We start from the raw sequence: 16704 nt of genomic DNA, 5'->3' as shown, positions 1-16704 counted from the left end.
TGGCAGCGAGATGGCATGAATTGCCATCCTGCTGCCTGGTTGGAACGATTTACTCGTACGTGAGCGTGAAGGGCAGCGTGCCGTTCGCGGTACCTGCGTCGATCGTCTCGCCGTTCGCGACGTAGCCGGCGCGCATGTTCAGCGATGCGGTGTAGACCGTTTCCGCGCCGGTGCCAGTCTTGACCAGCGGTGCATCGAACGTTTCGTTGGCCGCCAGGTCCAGCAGTTTGTTGTCGGCGTTATAGATGCCGATGCCGACGCCCTTGGCCGTGCCCGTCGTCTTGAGCAGCTTGTTGTTCTTCGCATCGGTGCCCGAACCGGCCAGCGGATCGAACTTCACCTTGACCGTGGTCAGATCCGTTGCGGTGTTGCCGCAATCGAGGTTCAGGTTGATCGCCGTGCCGGCCGCGATGCCGTTGCCCGCGGTGCCGCCGAGTGCGTCGGCGCTGACGGTGCCGAGGTTGACCGCGATGTTCTGGTCGCCCTTTTCACCCGTCACCGTGGAGCCTGCGCCGCCCGCGATCGAGCACGAGGCTGCCGTGATCTTGCCGGTGAAGTTGAGCGTACCGTCAGCCGCCATGGCCGAGCCGGCTGCGAACATGCTTGCGAATGCTGCCAGTGCGAGAATTTTCTTATTGAAAGCCACGATTTTCTCCATTCGAGATTGAGGTGAATTAACTCTTGGAAGAGTCAGGAGAAATTTTATCGAGGCCACAAAAATTCTCTTATAGGACGAGTACGAATGAAATTTCCCGTATCAATTGATTCGTACGATTTCGCGCTTTTTCGCTGAAGATGCCGCGCGTGGCGGTGAATGATTAAAGGGATTTGACATTGGTGGCGTGGTCGGATGGTAATCGTCAGATGAATCGTGCGAGAGAGCGATCATGCGAACCGATCTGCGCCTCCCGGTTTCCCGGAATCGCTTCGATCGAGTGACCTTGGCCGAGTGAATTCATGACGAATCGGCGCGGAATCGTGAAATCAAGCGTTCGCGGCACGCGGTCGTTGATGATTCGGAGCACCGGGGGCGAGTCATGCCCGGAAGCGAGTCGTATCCGAACGGCAAGCAGGAAGGGCGATGTTGTTGACCGGCGGTAACCGCGCGACGCGCCGTTTGCGAGCCGCTCGACCAAACGGAAACTCAATTGCCTGAATGTTGTTCATGTCCGGCGCGAACAACATTCAAGCCCCCTGTGGTCGTCAGACATTTCATGTATCGCGCGACCAATGAGGGCGTAAGCAAAGTTCCGGACGTTCCCGATTGTGCGACATGTGATTGGTGCAGGGTCCGCAATACGAAGGAATCGGGGTCAAACCTCAATGCAACGTCATTCCGTCGCGAAAAAGCTTCGGCTTGATCCTCGATGCAGTTGGTGTGTCGGATACACCGGCACGTCGTTCGGGTGTTCGCTGACAAACTTACCAAAGCACCGTGTAGATGCCTCCGGAGGCCCTACCGGTAGACGACGATTCGTCAATGGCCCCGGTGTTCTGGCCAACTGGACCGAGACAGACGGTGCCCGTTCGGTGTCGCTTCGAAGAATGCGACAGCACGAAGCCTTGACTGCTGACTCAGCAACGTGTGAGTCATACAAGAAATAGCAAGTCTCATCGCGAATAGTACAAGAACGATTAAAAATTCCCTTCATTTTGGACGTGTCTCATTTAATGGATGAAGCCGCAATGGCAGTATCAACGCATCCAAGGCTCTGGTTGGTGATTTTCTCAGAGAATCGTTATCTGAAATTTGATCGCCATCTGATGACGTGGTGCTTCTGGTGCGATCGAATTAACAAATGATGACGTAAGAAATCAATGAGGCGTTATGAGTTCGTTTGATCATGCGCAGTACGGCCCGGTCCTTCGGAAGAAGGCTCTCCGCGGTCAACTGCCCGATATTGGCTTGCTAGTCGTCACCGCTGTCGTGGCGGAGTACTGGATCGGAAGTTCGTCGAACTTCCTGTTCGATCATCTGCTGATCGCGCTTTCGGTGCTGTTCGCGTTGTTCCTGTTTCCGCTCATCGGAATCGTCGCCGGGCGGATGAGCGGTGTTTCGTGGCGTGCCATCGGAGTGTCGCTCGTTGGGCTGGCGATTGTTCAGAGTGCCGCGCTGGGCGTCATGTATGCGCTCGACCAAGCGTACTGGCCGATCCCGGACTGGGTCGCCAGCTGGTTCGTTATGTCGGCGATGGGGCTGGCCGCGTTACGCGCATTCCGGATGTGGCGCAGCAACCGCATGAAGCCGTCGCATGCGATGCGCGATGCCATCGCGATCATCGGACATGGCTGGCTCTGCGGGGCGCTGGCAAATCGCGTCATCCCATCGCCGTTTAGCGTGGCTGCGGTCTTCGATACGTCCGGTACCTCCACGCTCGACACGGGTGATGTGATGGTTCATCGCGAACTGACGCATTTCGTCGAATGCGTGCGTTGCGAAGGTATCAGCGAAATCTGGATCGTCCTGCCACTGAAGGATGCGGATCACATCAGCGATTTCGTCAACGCGTTTCGCAACGATCTCGTCGATATCCGTTTCGTGCCGGACCTGACGGGCGTGGCACCGTTCGAGTCGCGTCGCACGAATCTTTCGGACATGCCCGCGCTGGATCTCGTCGCGTCCCCGTTGTCGACGCGGGCGCGCGTTGGCAAGGCGGTGTTCGACCGCATCTTTGCCGGTCTTGCGCTGATGGGGATCGCCCCGCTGATGGCCGCGATCGCCCTCGCGGTCAAGCTGTCGTCACCTGGCCCGGTGCTGTTTCGGCAGAAGCGCATGGGGGCGTACGGCCGCATTTTCACGATCTACAAATTCCGGACGATGTACGTGAACGACGTAAAGCCGTCGGACGAGGTGCGCCAGGCGACTCGCGGCGATGCGCGCGTTACCCGCGTCGGCGCATTGCTGAGACGGACAAGTCTCGACGAGTTGCCGCAATTCCTCAATGTGCTGAAGGGCGACATGTCGGTGGTCGGCCCGAGGCCGCACGCGGTCGAGCACGACGTTGTCTACAGGGATCTGGTGGACGGCTATATCCACCGCTATCGCGTGAAACCGGGCATCACCGGCTGGGCGCAGGTCAACGGGTTACGTGGTGAAACGGATCGCGTCGAAAAGATGCAGAAGCGGGTCGAGCACGATCTTTATTACCTGAACAACTGGTCGTTTGCGATGGACATGCGGATCGTGGCGGCGACCGTTCTTTACGGGTTCACGCATCGCAACGCGTATTGAATGACGCGTCGATGTACGCGGTCTGGACAACGGAAATGGAAACAGGAAAACGACCCGGTTCACGGGCGCGGCGCTTGCGATCGGCGATCGCGGTCTTGCCCATCGTACTGCTGTCAGCTTGCGCGGTCGAGCCGGGCATGCATATGAATCTCGCGCACGATGCGTCGCAGGATGGCGATATCGCGACGCAGGCATATGAAGGCGGCTTGACGGTGTCGATGCATCGCATCGTTGCGGGGTCGCTCAGCCAGCTGCAAGACGGGCCCGCTTCGCGTGAAGCGACCCCGTCGGTACCGATCGGGCCGATCGACGGCCAACTGATCGCGGCCCAGCGGCACGAGGCACGCATGCAGGACGAACACGCGCGCGCGGCGCTCTTTGCTGCGCCGGCGCCATACGCGATCGACGCGGGCGACGTGCTGCAGATCACCGTGTGGGATCACCCCGAACTGGCTGCGGCGCAGGGCAACCCGGGCACGCAACAGGTGCGGGCTGCCGATCCGCCGGCGGGCTTCGTCGTCGATCAGGCCGGCAACCTGGCTTTTCCGTACGTGGGCGAACTGCATGTCGCCGGCATGAGTACGACGGAGATTCAGTCCGCGCTTCGCGCGCGGCTGTCGAAGTGGTTCGTCGCGCCGCAGCTGACGGTGCGCGTCGCGTCGTATCGCGCGAATCGTATTTACATCGACGGCGAAGTCCACGCGCCGGGCGCACAAGCGCTCAACGACACGCCGATGACACTGCTCGAAGCTGTCACGCGTGCGGGCGGCTTCACGGCCGATGCCGATCAGAGCCGCATGATGCTCGTGCGCGACGGCGCCGCCTATCCGGTCGACCTGCCGGGCCTGATTCGCGAGCGCGTCGATCCGTCGCGCATCGTGCTGCGCAACGGCGACCTGCTGCAGGTCGGCGCGCGCGACCAGTTCGGCGCGTACGTGATGGGCGAAGTCAACAAGCCGACGACGGCGCTGCCGCTGCGCAACGGCCGCCTCACGCTGGCCGACGCGCTGTCGCAGGCCGGCAGCGTGAACCAGGGTACGGCCGATCCGAAGCAAACCTACGTGATTCGCGCCGGCGCGAACCAGCAGGCGCAGGTGTTCCATCTGGATGGCACCTCGCCGGTGTCGATGGTGCTCGCCAACGAATTCGAGCTGCAGCCGCGCGACGTCGTGTACGTCGACAGCACGAAGCTTGCGCGCTTCGGCCGCGTGCTCGCGCAACTGCTGCCGGCCATCAACGCGGGCCTGACGGCCGCGATCGTCACGAAATGATGAAGCGAATCCTGGTGGTGTGCACCGGCAACGTATGCCGCAGCCCGGCCGCGCAGGCGCTGCTCGCGCACGCGTTGCCCGGCCGCTCGATCGCGTCGGCAGGCACCGCGGCGATCGGCGGGATGGCGGTCGACCCGGTGATGAACGCGCTGTTTGCCGAGCGTGGTTTCGACCTGTCGGCGCATCGGGCCCGACACATCGATGATCGGGCTTCCCGATGGGCCGATCTGATCCTCGTCATGGAGGCTGCGCATCGGCACCTGATCGAGCGGACTTACCCGATGACGCGCGGCCGTGTGTATCGCCTGACCGAGCGCTACCAGACCGACGTTCCGGATCCGTACCGCCGAAGCCGCCACGTCTACGACTACGCGACAAAGCTGATCGAGCTCGGCGTTGCCCATTGGGCTGCGCGGATCGCCACCTTCGAACCCAACCTGCAACAGCATCCGGATACCGGTGCGGATGCGCCGGAACACTTGCAGTGAGCCTCAAATGAACGCATCGAACCCACGCCAACCCCATTTACGCGACGCCGATGAGCTCGACGTGCGCGGCATTCTCGATGTGCTGATCCGGCATGCAGGCCGCATCGTCGCGGTCACGATGGCGTGTGCCGCGCTCGGCGCCGGCTATGCGTTCGTCGTGAAGCCGGTCTACAAGGCAGATATTGCCGTGCAGGTCGAAAGCGGCGGCTCGGACCTGCGCAGCATGGCGGGAGGCGGGCTGGTCGGCGGCCTCGGCGCACTGTTCGACGTGAAGTCGACCGACGACGGCGAGATGGAGATCCTGCGCTCGCGGCTCGTGACCGAACCGGTCGTCGACGGGCAGCATCTGCACATCGAAGCGCGTCCGCGCCGCGTGCCCGTGATCGGCCCCGCCGTCGCGCGCTTCAATCGCGGGCTGTCGACGCCCGGCCTGTTCGGGTTCGGCGGGTTCGTTTGGGGTAACGAGCGCATCGGTGTTCCGCAATTCGACGTGCCGCGCGGCTTCCAGGAGCATACGTTCGTCGTTACGTCGCTTGGCGACAGGCGTTATCGCCTGTCCGGCGGCGATCTCGATCGCGATGCGGAAGGCGCGATCGGCGAGCCGCTGCGCGTGAAGACGGCCGCCGGCGACGTGACGCTGAAGGTGACCGGCATCGAAGCCGAAGTGGGCGCGCAGTTCGTCGTGAGGGCCGACTCGAGGCAGGTCGTGCTCGCCGAACTGCAGAAGAAACTGACGATAGCGAACCGCGGCAAGGATCAGTCCGGCGTGATCGGCGTGTCGTACGAAAGCCACGATCCGGTGCGCGCTGCCGCCGTGCTGAACGCGCTCGCCGACAACTACGTGCGGCAGAACGCGAATCGCAAGGCGGCTACCGCCGAGAAGTCGCTGGCGTTCCTGAGCGACCAGGTCCCGACCGTGGAGCATCAGTTGCGGACTGCAGAGGATCGTCTCAATTCATACCAGGCCCGCCATGAAATCGTGGACCTGACCGAGCAGGCGAAGGCGATGCTGACGCAATCAACCGCCGCACAGATGTCGTTGTTCGAACTCGAACAAAAGCGGCTGGCGCTGGCATCGACGATGACGCAGGTTCACCCGGAACTCGCGGCGGTCGACCGGCAGATCGCCGCCGCCAAGGCGCAGATCGGGACGATCAACGACACGATCCGGCGTTTGCCCGACGCGCAGCAGAACGTCGTGCGCCTGCGCCGGGACGTGACCGTGCAAACGGAGATCTATGTCGGCTTGCTGAACAGCATCCAGCAGCTTCGTCTGGCGACCGCGAGCAAGATCGGCAACGTGCGCGTGATCGATCGCGCGATCGCGCCGGACGAGCCCGTGCGGCCGAAGCCGGCGCTGGTCACGGCGATTGCCGCACTGGTGGGGCTCGTGCTCGGCACGTGCGCCGTCGTCGGCCGCGCGGTGCTGTTCGGCGGCGCGACCGATCCCGCGGAGATCGAGCGCGACACGAACCTGAACGTGATGGCGACGATTCCTCACAGCGTCGTGCAACGCCGATTCTCGCAGCGCGCCGCTGCCGTAGACGGAGCGACGATCCTGGCGCTGGCGCGACCGAACGAACCCGCGGTCGAGGCGCTGCGGAGCCTGTGCACGGCGCTGCGGTTCCAGTTGATGGACCGGCCCGAGGGTAACCGTGTGCTGATCACGGGACCGTCCGCGGGTATCGGGAAATCGTTCGTGTCGGCCAACCTGGCCACGCTGCTCGGACAGTCGGGCACGCGCGTGCTGCTGATCGACGGCGACCTGCGTCGCGGCGAGCTGGCCAAGCGCTTCGGCATGCGGTCGGATATCGGCCTGTCGACCGTTCTTCGCGGTGACGTAGCCGCTGCCGACGCCATCGTGCGCGACGTCGCGCCGAACGTCGATCTGCTGCCGACCGGGCCGCGCGCCGACCGGCCGGTCGAACTGCTGACGTCAGGTCGTCTCGCGGCGTTGCTGACGCACGTTGCACGTGATTACGACGTCGTGCTCCTCGACGCGCCGCCGCTGCTGCCGGTGACGGACGCCGTCGTCCTGGCCGCGCATGCGGACACGATCCTGCTTGCGGCACGCGCCGGCGTGACGACCTCGGACGAACTGCTCGAATCGGCGAAGCGGATCGAACGCGTCGGCGCGCGCGCGACCGCTGTCGTGTTCAACGGCTTCCGGCCGGGGCTGCGCTCCGCTCGGTACGGCGACTACGGCGCGTACGGGTATGGCAACGCCGATTCGCAAACCGCTGCGGATCGCGCGTGATCCGCCGACGGAGATTCCGATGACCCATCACCACGAAAACATCCTCGTTACGTTCGGCACCCGCCCGGAAGCCATCAAGATGGCGCCGCTCGTCCACGCGTTGCGGGCCCGCGAAGGCGTGCACTGCGGCGTCTGCGTGACGGCCCAGCATCGCCAGATGCTCGACCAGGTGCTCGACCTGTTCGGCATCGTGCCGGATTTCGATCTCGACCTGATGCGCGCCGGGCAGACGCTCGGCAGCCTGACCGGGCACATCCTCAATGCGCTCGACCCGGTGCTGGAATCGTTCCGGCCCGATCTCGTGCTCGTGCACGGCGATACGACCACGACGCTCGGCGCGACGCTCGCGGCGTACTACCGGCGCATTCCGGTCGGTCACGTGGAAGCCGGGCTGCGCACCGGCAACCTGTATTCGCCGTGGCCGGAAGAGGCGAACCGGAAGGTGACGGGCGCGCTCGCGCTGCATCACTTCGCGCCCACCGAAACCTCACGGGCCAACCTGCTGGCCGAAGGCGTCGAAGCCGACCGCGTGCACGTGACCGGCAACACCGTGATCGACGCATTGCTGACGATCACCAAGCGTCTCGAGCACGACCGAGCGCTGGTGCAGCAGATGCGCGCGCGGTTTCCGTTCGTCGACGACGAGCGGCGCATGATCCTCGTGACCGGCCATCGCCGCGAGAACTTCGGCCGCGGGTTCGAGCAGATGTGCGAAGCGATCGCGACCATCGCGAAGCGCTATCCGGAGTGCCGCATCGTCTACCCGATGCACCTGAATCCGAACGTGCGCGAACCCGTCACGCGGCTGCTCGGCGACATCGGTAACGTCGTGCTGATCGAGCCGCAGGAGTACTTGCCGTTCGTCTATCTGATGAGCCGCGCGTGGCTGATCCTGACCGATTCCGGCGGAATCCAGGAAGAGGCACCGTCGCTCGGCAAGCCGGTGCTCGTGATGCGCGACACCACCGAGCGGCCGGAAGCCGTCGCGGCCGGCACGGTGCGGCTGGTCGGCACCGAAGTCGAGCGGCTGGTCGGCGCGGTGGTCGAGCTGTGGGAAGACGGCCGCGCCTATCGCGCGATGAGTCGCGCGCACAACCCGTATGGCGACGGCCGCGCGAGCGAGCGGATTGCGGATCTACTGGTCTCGCCGCCGATCTTGACGCAGGGGCCGACATACCTGGCCGGCTCGCCCTGCTGAATCCCCCGACGTCTGGAGAACCTCATTCATGTCATTCGAAACCGTTTCCGTCATCGGGCTGGGCTACATCGGCCTGCCCACCGCGGCGGCCTTTGCCGCGCGCCGTAAAAGCGTGATCGGCGTCGACGTGTCGCAGCATGCGGTCGACACGATCAATCGCGGCGAGATCCATATCGTCGAACCCGAACTGGACATGCTCGTACATGCCGCCGTGACGCAAGGCTACCTGCGCGCGACGGCAACGCCCGAGCCGGCCGATGCGTTCCTGATCGCGGTGCCGACACCGTTTGCCGATGGCAACAAGCCGGACCTGACCTATATCGAGGCCGCATGCCGGTCGATCGCGCCGGTGCTGAAAAAGGGCGACCTGGTGGTGCTGGAGTCGACTTCGCCGGTCGGCGCGACCGAAAAAATTGCCGAGTGGCTCGCGGCGCAACGCCCGGACCTGAGCTTTCCTCAACAGGCCGGCGAGCGCTCGGACATCCGTATCGCGCATTGCCCCGAGCGCGTGCTGCCGGGTCATGTCGTGCGCGAACTCGTGGAGAACGACCGCGTGATCGGCGGAATGACGCGCAAATGCGGCACGCGTGCGCAGGAGCTGTACGAGGTGTTCGTGCGCGGCGAGTGCATCCTGACCGATGCGCGCACTGCCGAAATGTGCAAGCTGACCGAGAACGCGTTTCGCGACGTGAACATCGCGTTCGCGAACGAGTTGTCGGTGATTTGCGACCAGCTGGGCATCAACGTATGGGAACTGATTCGGCTGGCGAACCGTCATCCGCGCGTCAGCGTGCTGCAGCCGGGGCCGGGCGTGGGTGGCCATTGCATCGCGGTCGATCCGTGGTTCATCGTCGATTCCGCGCCGGAGCACGCGCGTTTGATCCGCACCGCGCGCAACGTGAACGACGACAAGCCGCATTTCGTCTACGAGCGCGTGCGGCAGGCGGCGAGCCGGTTCCGCGAGCCGGTGATCGCGTGTCTCGGGCTTGCGTTCAAGGCGGATATCGACGATCTGCGCGAGAGCCCGGCGATGGAGATCGTCGAAGCGCTGGCAGAGAGCGCCTGCGCGGCGCTGCTGGTCGTCGAACCCAACATCGTCGCGTTGCCGGCATCGCTGGAAGCAAAGACCCGACTGTGCGATCTGAACACGGCGCTGGCCGAAGCCGACGTGATCGTGATTCTCGTCGATCACGCACCGTTCCGGCGCATGGACCCGGTGCGGCTGCAGACCAAGGTCGTGATCGACACGCGCGGCGTGCTGGCGCGCGGGTAACGGACGGGCGCGCGAAAGTCATGCGGAGGTATGCCGACGCCAAAAAGCTGCTGGGCCGTGTCGAGGCGCTAGTCTGTACCGGCGCGCCCGGCCTCTATTGCGTGCTGACATTCTGGCTCGTCCAGCGAATCTATTCGCTGGACGAGCTCGGGCATGCGGCGTCCAACCTGTCGATCGCACAGATCATCGGCTTCTTCACGGCGATCGGCTGGGCGACGCTGATCCTGGTACGCGTACCGGCGACCGACGGGAAGCAGGCGGCGCGTGGCGTGTTCTACACGCTGGTGTCGATGGCGGGATGGACCGCCGTGGCCGCCACGGTCGCATGCGTGCTGGTGTCCGCTACCGGCCTCGCCGCGTTCGATCTTGGCGGCGTGGTCGCGCTGATGTGGGGCTGGACCGTGTATCAGCTCGCGCGACATTTCTTCGTGTCGTACCGCCGCTACCGGATCACGATCGCGTTCGACTGCCTGCTGATCGCGGGCTCGTGCGTGATGCTGTGGGTCGGCGCGCGCTATGGCTATTCCGCGTCGCTGTGCCTGGCCGTTGTGCTGGTCGTGGTGGCGGCCGCGATGTTCGCCGCGATCGGCACGCCCGATCGTCGCACGTTCTCGATGCGCATCGACGTGACGGGGCTGCAGTTCGGGCTGACCAATTTCCTGTCCGGCGGCATCGCGCTGGTGACCGTACCGGCGGCGAAGGCGATGTGCGGCGCGTCGTTCGCGGGGATGCTGTCGTTGTTTTCTTCGGTGACCGCGATCGGCAACCTGCTGCCGCGCGCCATTTCGATCGCGCAGTTGCCGGACCTCGTGAAGCGGAAGAAGGACAAGGCACCGCTCGACGCGACACTGGGCGCGATGCGGCGCGATATCGACCTGTCGAATCTGGTCGTGCTTGTCGTGAACGTGGCGATGGTGGGGGGGCTGACCTACCGCTACGGGCTCGACGGAAACGGCGTGTACACGGTGCTCGCGGGCGGTGTGCTGCTGTCGATCCAGTGCGCGGCCGGCGTGCTTGGCGTCGTCGGCAGCAACGTGATGATGGCGTTCGAGCAGAGCGCGGCGACCGCGCGGATCAACATCGGCACGTCGGCGCTGTTCGTTGTGCTGTTCGGTGGTTGCGTCGCCATCGGCGGCGAAACCGGATTCTTCTGCATGCTGGTGTCCGCAGTGGCCGTGACGCTGATCCGGAACACGATCGTCGTGCTGCATGCACGGCGGGTATGCGCGACCTATGCGGAATCGATCAGGGCGTTGGACGTTGCCGATATGCAAGCGATGCCGGCGGCGGCAGGAGCGCGTCCATGAATGCGGTCGCCCGATTTCCGGCGATCGTGCCGCATCGTCGATCGAGCGTAGCCGACCTGGGCGCCGGACTGCTGGCGCTCGCTTACTTCGTCTTCTGCGTCAGCGATACGCTGCTCACGCTCGACGACGAGCGTTCGCAGATCGTAAAGATGAGCGCGTTCGGCCTCGTGTTCGCGGCGATCCTGCTGCGTCCGCGCTTTCACCGACTGGCCGTCGTCGTGCTCCCCATCGCCGTTTCGCTCTTCATCGGGATGCTGTTGTCGTTCAACGTCCATGCCGGGATCGAGGAACTCGTCCGCTTCCTCTTTCCGGTCGCGATCACGGTGGCAATCTTCCCGTACCGCGACCGGCTCGACGTGCTGGTCAGGACGTTCATCGGCGTGGTCGTGAGCAACGACTTGTTCCAGCTGTATTTCTACGTGTCGTATGCGATCGGGTTGCCGCTGTTCATGCCGGTGCGGATCGATTCGGGATTGTTCCTGCGTGCGCAGGGGTGGATGGGGTTCTTTTCGGAGTTCAGCTTTATCAATCTCTGCGCGTTTCTGCTGTGCCGCTGGTACTGGTCCGGCCGTCGCGCGGCGATCGCGTCGTGGGGGTTTCTGTTCTTCGCGTTGCTCGGCTTCTCGTTCAAGCTGTTCGCGGTACTGGCGCTCTATCCGTTCGTGAGGAACGTCAGGGATGTGCGCGCGTGGCTGGCTGCTGCCGGCATCGCGAGCATGATGCTCGTGCTGATGTCGGTGGGCGTGCTGGATTCGCTGTTGAAGGTCGGCATGGCGAAGATCCTGTTCTACGTCGTCGCGGGCAATTCGGCGCGGGCCGAATCCTATCGCGTGATGTTCGAGTCGATCCGCAACGGCAATCTGCTCGGCGAAGGGCTGGGCAGCTTCGGCGGCCCGGCATCGGTGAAGTTCTCGTCGCCGCTCTATCAGCTCTATCACTTCGACTGGTACGGGCTCGGCGGGCTGTTGAAGACCACCGACACGTTCTACCCGCACCTGTTCGTCGAGATGGGCGCGTTCGGCGCGCTCGCGTGGCTGGTGTTCGTGCTGGGGTACGGACAAGGGCGGCGCAAGCCGGCCGTCTGGTTCTATATCGTCGGCGCATTCTGCTTCGACAACATCTTCTCGATGGCATTTGTGTCGCCGTCTTACGTATTTTCCGCGCTGCTGGCGATGTATGCATTCTCGTGGGGGCGGCCGCGCGTCGGCCCGGCGCATCGCGGCGGGGCGGTGGAGGTTCGCTCATGAAAATTCTCGTCGTTACGAACATGTATCTCGGCAGCAACCGCGCGAGCCCCTGGCAAGGCGTGTTCGTGACCGAGCAGGTCGAGGCGCTGCGGCGTTCCGGCGGCTGCACGGTCGATGTGCTCGTCGTCGAGGGGTATCGCGACAAGCGTGAATACCTGCGCTCGATCGGGCAGGTCTGGAAGGCCGCTCGTGCGGGCCGGTACGACGTCGTGCATTACCACTTCGGCCTGAGCGCGTGTTCCGCACCGCTGGTCCGGCTGTTCACGAAAGCGCGGGTTGTCATCACGTTCCACGGCACGGATATCCTGGGTCCGCTCTGGATGCGCGCGGTGTCGAAATCGATGGCCTGCTTCGCGCATGCGTGCATCGGCGTGAGTGCGGAAATTTCATCGCGTCTGGTCCGGCTGCGCCGCCGCTGCGTGACGATTCCGTGCGCTGTCGATGAGGCGGTCTTCGCTGCGGATCGCGACGATGCGCTCATGAAATCAGCCGTGCCGATCGTTGTCTTCCCGTCGTCGCCGAAGCGTCCGGAGAAAAACTATCCGCTGTTTTCGCTGGTACTGCGGCAGCTTGCGGAACAGCACGGCATCCGGGTGCAGGAGCGGCATATCGACGGTCTCGATCGCGGCGAGGTGCGCGACCTGCTGGCGCGTGCCGCGTGCCTGCTGATGACGTCGACCCGGGAAGGGTCGCCGCAATCGGTCAAGGAAGCGATGGCGCTCGATCTGCCGGTCGTATCGGTCGATGTCGGCAACGTGCGGCAACTGCTCGACGGCGTGTCGCCGGGCATGGTGGTGTTCGACCACGACGCGGGCCGTCTCACGAACGGGCTTGCCGACGTGTTGAAGGCCGGCGCGCGATCCAACGGGCGCGAGAAGCTTGCTGCGCTCGGTTGCTTCTCCGCCGATGTGTCGGCGAAGTTGAAGGAACTGTACGCGTTGCTGCACCGGCCGTCGCGATTTGCCGACGATAGTCCGGATGTCAAAAAAAACGATGGCGAGGCCTTGCAATGAACCGCGCTGAAATCTTTTCATGCCCGATCCATCTGATGTCGATGAACGAGACGGTCGACTGGATCGGCGCGAGAGTCGAGAAACGGCAATTCACGCAGCACGTCGTCGTCAACGTCGCAAAGATCGTCAACCTGCAGCGCGATGCGGAACTCGCCGCGTCGGTCCGCGAATGCGACATCGTCAACGTCGACGGCATGGGCGTCGTCTGGGGCGCGCGGCTGCTCGGCATCCCGGTGCCGGAGCGCGTCGCGGGCGTGGATCTGTTCGATCGGCTGCTGGCGCTGGCCGAAGCGAAAGGGTTGCCGGTCTATCTGCTCGGCGCGACGCCGGAGGTCGTCGAGCGGGTCGTCGAGTTGACGGCGGCACGCTATCCGCGGCTGCCGGTCGCCGGATATCACCACGGCTATTTCTGGGACGACGAACATGCGATCGTGGACGACATTCGTCGGTCGGGCGCGCGGCTGCTGTTCGTCGCGATCACGTCGCCGCGCAAGGAAAACTTCATCAATCGCTGGAAATCGCAGTTGGGCGTCGATTTCGTGATGGGCGTGGGCGGGGCGTTCGACGTGGTGGCGGGGAAAGTGAGGCGGGCGCCGCTGTGGATGCAGCGCAGTGGGCTGGAGTGGGCGTTTCGCGTGATCCAGGAGCCGGGGCGGATGTGGAAACGCTATCTGTCGACCAACAGCCGCTTCCTGGTGATGCTGACGCGCGCGTATGTGTCGCGGTTGTTTCGGCGAAACGGAGAGCGGAATGCGCGGTAGATTCTTCGTTGCCGTATGCGTGCTCGTCGCATCGGGTTGCCATGCGGGCCCGGACGGCGGCAAGCATGACGATGCGCGCGTTTATCGGTCGGACTGGGTGCGCGGCATCGATTCGCGGCTTCGTTTGCAGGAGCCGGTGGTGCAGAACATCACCACCGGCGAAGTTTCCGGTATTGACGGCACGCTGTTGAGGGTGACGATGAACCGCTCGCAGGACTTCAGCAGCGTGGCGAGCGGCACGCCACGTTCCGAGATCAGCTTCTCGCCGGTGTTTCGCTTCGTCAACGGTCGCGACTACGAGGTGCGTTGGTCGACGGTCATTCCCGCCGGCTACCGGTTCGATTCCAGACAGCCGGAACTCATTGCACAGTTGCATCAAGGCGGCAGCGACGGATCACCGCCGTTTGCGTTGCTGCTGAATAATGGGAAGTACGAAGTCGATGTGCGCGGCGCGCCGGGCATGCCGAGCCGATCCATTGCGTTCGGCGACCCGTCGGCGGATCGCGGGAAACGGGTCTGGTGGGTGCTGCGGTATCGACCGGACGATCAAGGCGTCGACGCGCTGACCGATGTTTTCCGGAACGGCGAACGCGTCGTGCATGTTACGGGCGTACCGAACGCGTATCCGAACGATCGCGACGCTTACTTCAAGCTCGGCCTCTACAAATGGTGGTGGAAGACCCGCCCGTCCGATGTGACCGAGCGAACGATGTATTACGGCGACATCGAGATGAAGGCACTGGGCGAGACGGCCCGATGAGCGGAGCCGAACCGGGCGGATGCCGTGCCGGTTCGACGGAGGCGTGACGCCGGTGCGCGCCGCACCTCCACCCGGCCCGCATCACCCCTGCCGGAAAATCTCCGCGTAAGCGCTCAACGCCGGCACGCCGCCCAGGTGCGCATACAGCACCTTCGACCCGGGCTCGAATTCCCCCTTGCGCACCTTGTCGATCATCCCGTGCATCGATTTCCCTTCATAGACGGGATCGGTCAGCACGCCTTCGAGCCGCGCGCAAAGCCGAATCGCTTCGAGCGTGCCGTCGTTCGGCAGCCCGTATTCGGGGCCCGCGTAGCGCTTGTCGAGCACGACGTCCGCATCGGTAATCGTGCGCCCGAGTTCGACCAGTTCGGCCGTATGCCGCGCGATCCGCGTGATCTGTTCGCGCGTCTGCTCCGGCTTCGCCGACGCGTCGATCCCGATCACGCGATCCGCGCGCCCATCGGCCGCGAAGCCGACGACCATGCCGGCCTGCGTGCTGCCCGTCACCGAGCACACGACGATGTAGTCGAACTTGAAACCGAGCTCGGCCTCCTGCTGCCGCACTTCCTCGGCGAAGCCGACGAAGCCGAGCCCGCCGAGCGGATGCTCGGAGCAGCCGGCCGGAACCGGATACGGCTTGCCGCCCGCCTGCCGCACGCTCTCCATCGCTTCTTCCCAGCTACGGCGGATGCCGATGTCGAAACCGTCGGCCACGAGCCGCACGTCGGCGCCCATCATGCGCGACAGCTGGATGTTGCCGACGCGGTCGTACACGGGGTCTTCATAGTTGACCCAGTGCTCCTGCACGAGCACGCATTTCATCCCGAGATGCGCGGCAACGGCCGCGACCTGACGCGTCTGGTTCGACTGGACGCCGCCGATCGACACGAGCGTGTCCGCGCCCTGCGCGAGCGCATCGGGGATGAGGTATTCGAGCTTGCGCGTCTTGTTGCCGCCGAACGCGAGGCCGCTGTTGCAGTCCTCGCGCTTCGCATACAACTCGACCTTGCCGCCGAGGTGCGCGCTCAGGCGCTTGAGCGGCTGGATGGGCGTGGGGCCGAACGTCAGCGGATAACGGGGGAAGCGTTGCAGGTTCATCGACTCTTGTCTCCGGAAAGGCGGGGTTGGCGCAGGCATCGGTGCGCTCGGGAAGAGCCGGCACGCCGTCTCCCGATGGAAAAATGATAGGCAAGCACGCGAGAAATGAGCTTGCGAAATAAATATCGTCGGCCTACGTTGATGAAGTGGAAAGCGCCATTGGCGCAATACAAGTTCTTTGAAACGGAGGAAGACGCAATGAAATTAGGCAGCCGATCGATGATGGCACCCGATGCCGCGCCCGCGCTCGATCGCATCGATCGCGCGATCCTCAGGCAGCTTCAACAGGACGCGTCGATCTCGAACGTGAGCCTCGCCGCGAAGGTGAAGCTGAGCGCGCCGGCGTGCCTGCGGCGCGTCGAGCGGCTCAAGGAGATGGGGATGATTCGCGGGATCGTCGCGCTGCTCGACCCGAAGCCGCTCGGGGCCGGCATGCTCGTCGTGATCGGCTTCGTGCTTGACCGCTCGACGCCGGAGGCGTTCGCTGCGTTCGAGAAGGCCGCGCAGAAGGTGTCGGGATGTGTCGAATGCCACGTCGTGACCGGCGAGTTCGACTATTTCATGCTGGTGCGCACACGCGACAACGAGAGCTTCAACCGGCTGCATGCTGAACAACTGCTCTACCTGCCTGGCGTTCGGCAGGTGCGGTCGTTCATGGTGCTCAAGGAAATTCTGTCGACGCACGCGTTGCCGGTGTAGCGGAGCGTGCGTGGCGAGTGGCCGGCCGGGCGCGCTGCGTCAGCGGCGCGTCGGCGGAAACGGTGCGTGTTGGTGGCGCTGCCTGACAGGGCAGCGCATC

The 16704-nt window shown here is 64.2% G+C and carries 15 protein-coding genes; 12 read left to right on the top strand and 3 right to left on the bottom strand.

Going from position 1 to position 16704, the window contains the following annotated elements; genetic code table 11:
* Nucleotides 1–49: 49 nt before the first annotated feature.
* Nucleotides 50–646, bottom strand: a complete 597-nt coding sequence (locus R9B84_RS33125; protein ID WP_423761639.1) for a fimbrial protein — start codon at nucleotides 644–646, stop codon at nucleotides 50–52.
* Nucleotides 647–1828: 1182 nt separating this feature from the next.
* Between R9B84_RS33125 and R9B84_RS33120 the strand changes: the two genes are divergently transcribed.
* Entirely contained in the window at nucleotides 1829–3232 is a 1404-nt protein-coding gene (locus tag R9B84_RS33120; RefSeq protein WP_423761638.1) for an undecaprenyl-phosphate glucose phosphotransferase, read from the top strand.
* Here R9B84_RS33120 and R9B84_RS33115 read toward each other — a convergent pair.
* Nucleotides 3210–3371, bottom strand: a complete 162-nt coding sequence (locus R9B84_RS33115) for a hypothetical protein (protein ID WP_423761637.1) — start codon at nucleotides 3369–3371, stop codon at nucleotides 3210–3212. The genes R9B84_RS33120 and R9B84_RS33115 overlap by 23 nt on opposite strands.
* Between R9B84_RS33115 and R9B84_RS33110 the strand changes: the two genes are divergently transcribed.
* The 10 genes from R9B84_RS33110 to R9B84_RS33065 all read left to right on the top strand — a co-directional run bounded on the left by R9B84_RS33110 (nucleotide 3370) and on the right by R9B84_RS33065 (nucleotide 14807).
* Complete coding sequence (locus R9B84_RS33110) at nucleotides 3370–4503, top strand: polysaccharide biosynthesis/export family protein (protein ID WP_423761636.1); 1134 nt, start codon at nucleotides 3370–3372, stop codon at nucleotides 4501–4503. The two genes, R9B84_RS33115 and R9B84_RS33110, sit on opposite strands and share 2 nt — an antisense overlap.
* Nucleotides 4500–4991 (top strand): low molecular weight phosphotyrosine protein phosphatase, encoded by a 492-nt coding sequence (locus tag R9B84_RS33105; protein ID WP_423761635.1) that lies wholly within the window; start codon nucleotides 4500–4502, stop codon nucleotides 4989–4991. Before R9B84_RS33110 ends, R9B84_RS33105 begins: the two co-directional genes overlap by 4 nt.
* A 7-nt stretch (nucleotides 4992–4998) precedes the next feature.
* Entirely contained in the window at nucleotides 4999–7248 is a 2250-nt protein-coding gene (locus tag R9B84_RS33100; protein ID WP_423761634.1) for a polysaccharide biosynthesis tyrosine autokinase, read from the top strand.
* Between the two features lie 19 nt (nucleotides 7249–7267).
* Entirely contained in the window at nucleotides 7268–8446 is a 1179-nt protein-coding gene (gene wecB, locus R9B84_RS33095; RefSeq protein ID WP_423761633.1) for a non-hydrolyzing UDP-N-acetylglucosamine 2-epimerase, read from the top strand.
* Between the two features lie 28 nt (nucleotides 8447–8474).
* Nucleotides 8475–9719 (top strand): UDP-N-acetyl-D-mannosamine dehydrogenase, encoded by a 1245-nt coding sequence (gene wecC / locus R9B84_RS33090; protein ID WP_423761632.1) that lies wholly within the window; start codon nucleotides 8475–8477, stop codon nucleotides 9717–9719.
* 20 nt (nucleotides 9720–9739) lie between these two features.
* On the top strand, nucleotides 9740–11026 hold the full coding sequence (locus R9B84_RS33085) for a hypothetical protein (RefSeq protein ID WP_423761631.1): 1287 nt from the start codon (nucleotides 9740–9742) through the stop codon (nucleotides 11024–11026).
* A 26-nt stretch (nucleotides 11027–11052) separates the two neighbouring features.
* Nucleotides 11053–12273: a hypothetical protein gene (locus R9B84_RS33080; RefSeq protein ID WP_423761630.1), complete on the top strand. Its 1221-nt coding sequence runs from the start codon at nucleotides 11053–11055 to the stop codon at nucleotides 12271–12273.
* Nucleotides 12270–13286 carry a glycosyltransferase gene (locus R9B84_RS33075; protein WP_423761629.1) on the top strand — a complete coding sequence of 339 codons (1017 nt, stop codon included), beginning with the start codon at nucleotides 12270–12272 and terminating at the stop codon, nucleotides 13284–13286. The genes R9B84_RS33080 and R9B84_RS33075 overlap by 4 nt, the downstream gene beginning before the upstream one ends.
* Nucleotides 13283–14047: a WecB/TagA/CpsF family glycosyltransferase gene (locus tag R9B84_RS33070; protein ID WP_423761628.1), complete on the top strand. Its 765-nt coding sequence runs from the start codon at nucleotides 13283–13285 to the stop codon at nucleotides 14045–14047. The genes R9B84_RS33075 and R9B84_RS33070 overlap by 4 nt, the downstream gene beginning before the upstream one ends.
* A gap of 97 nt (nucleotides 14048–14144) precedes the next feature.
* Nucleotides 14145–14807, top strand: coding sequence for a heparin lyase I family protein (locus R9B84_RS33065; protein WP_423761627.1), 663 nt, complete (start codon nucleotides 14145–14147; stop codon nucleotides 14805–14807).
* Nucleotides 14808–14888: 81 nt separating this feature from the next.
* On the opposite strand, the gene R9B84_RS33060 is transcribed toward R9B84_RS33065, so the two are convergent.
* Nucleotides 14889–15905, bottom strand: a complete 1017-nt coding sequence (locus tag R9B84_RS33060) for a 1-aminocyclopropane-1-carboxylate deaminase (RefSeq protein WP_423761626.1) — start codon at nucleotides 15903–15905, stop codon at nucleotides 14889–14891.
* 198 nt (nucleotides 15906–16103) lie between these two features.
* Between R9B84_RS33060 and R9B84_RS33055 the strand changes: the two genes are divergently transcribed.
* A complete protein-coding gene (locus R9B84_RS33055) occupies nucleotides 16104–16604 on the top strand; it encodes an Lrp/AsnC family transcriptional regulator (protein ID WP_423761625.1) in 501 nt (166 codons plus the stop codon).
* The last annotated feature ends 100 nt before the right edge of the window (nucleotides 16605–16704 follow it).

The sequence above is a fragment of the Burkholderia sp. NLJ2 genome (genome assembly GCF_049487195.1).
Lineage (GTDB): Bacteria > Pseudomonadota > Gammaproteobacteria > Burkholderiales > Burkholderiaceae > Burkholderia > Burkholderia pyrrocinia.
This window is presented reverse-complemented; position numbering and strand designations above follow the sequence as displayed.

Excerpts from the sequence above, each read along its gene's own strand:
- R9B84_RS33105 (WP_423761635.1), top strand. The coding sequence starts at position 4,500 with ATGATGAAGCGAATCCTGGTGGTGTGCACCGGCAACGTATGCCGCAGC.
- wecC (WP_423761632.1), top strand. The coding sequence starts at position 8,475 with ATGTCATTCGAAACCGTTTCCGTCATCGGGCTGGGCTACATCGGCCTG.
- R9B84_RS33120 (WP_423761638.1), top strand. The coding sequence starts at position 1,829 with ATGAGTTCGTTTGATCATGCGCAGTACGGCCCGGTCCTTCGGAAGAAG.
- R9B84_RS33075 (WP_423761629.1), top strand. The coding sequence starts at position 12,270 with ATGAAAATTCTCGTCGTTACGAACATGTATCTCGGCAGCAACCGCGCG.
- R9B84_RS33060 (WP_423761626.1), bottom strand. The coding sequence starts at position 15,905 with ATGAACCTGCAACGCTTCCCCCGTTATCCGCTGACGTTCGGCCCCACG.
- R9B84_RS33070 (WP_423761628.1), top strand. The coding sequence starts at position 13,283 with ATGAACCGCGCTGAAATCTTTTCATGCCCGATCCATCTGATGTCGATG.
- R9B84_RS33100 (WP_423761634.1), top strand. The coding sequence starts at position 4,999 with ATGAACGCATCGAACCCACGCCAACCCCATTTACGCGACGCCGATGAG.
- wecB (WP_423761633.1), top strand. The coding sequence starts at position 7,268 with ATGACCCATCACCACGAAAACATCCTCGTTACGTTCGGCACCCGCCCG.
- R9B84_RS33115 (WP_423761637.1), bottom strand. The coding sequence starts at position 3,371 with ATGCCCGGCTCGACCGCGCAAGCTGACAGCAGTACGATGGGCAAGACC.
- R9B84_RS33055 (WP_423761625.1), top strand. The coding sequence starts at position 16,104 with ATGAAATTAGGCAGCCGATCGATGATGGCACCCGATGCCGCGCCCGCG.
- R9B84_RS33110 (WP_423761636.1), top strand. The coding sequence starts at position 3,370 with ATGCATATGAATCTCGCGCACGATGCGTCGCAGGATGGCGATATCGCG.
- R9B84_RS33085 (WP_423761631.1), top strand. The coding sequence starts at position 9,740 with ATGCGGAGGTATGCCGACGCCAAAAAGCTGCTGGGCCGTGTCGAGGCG.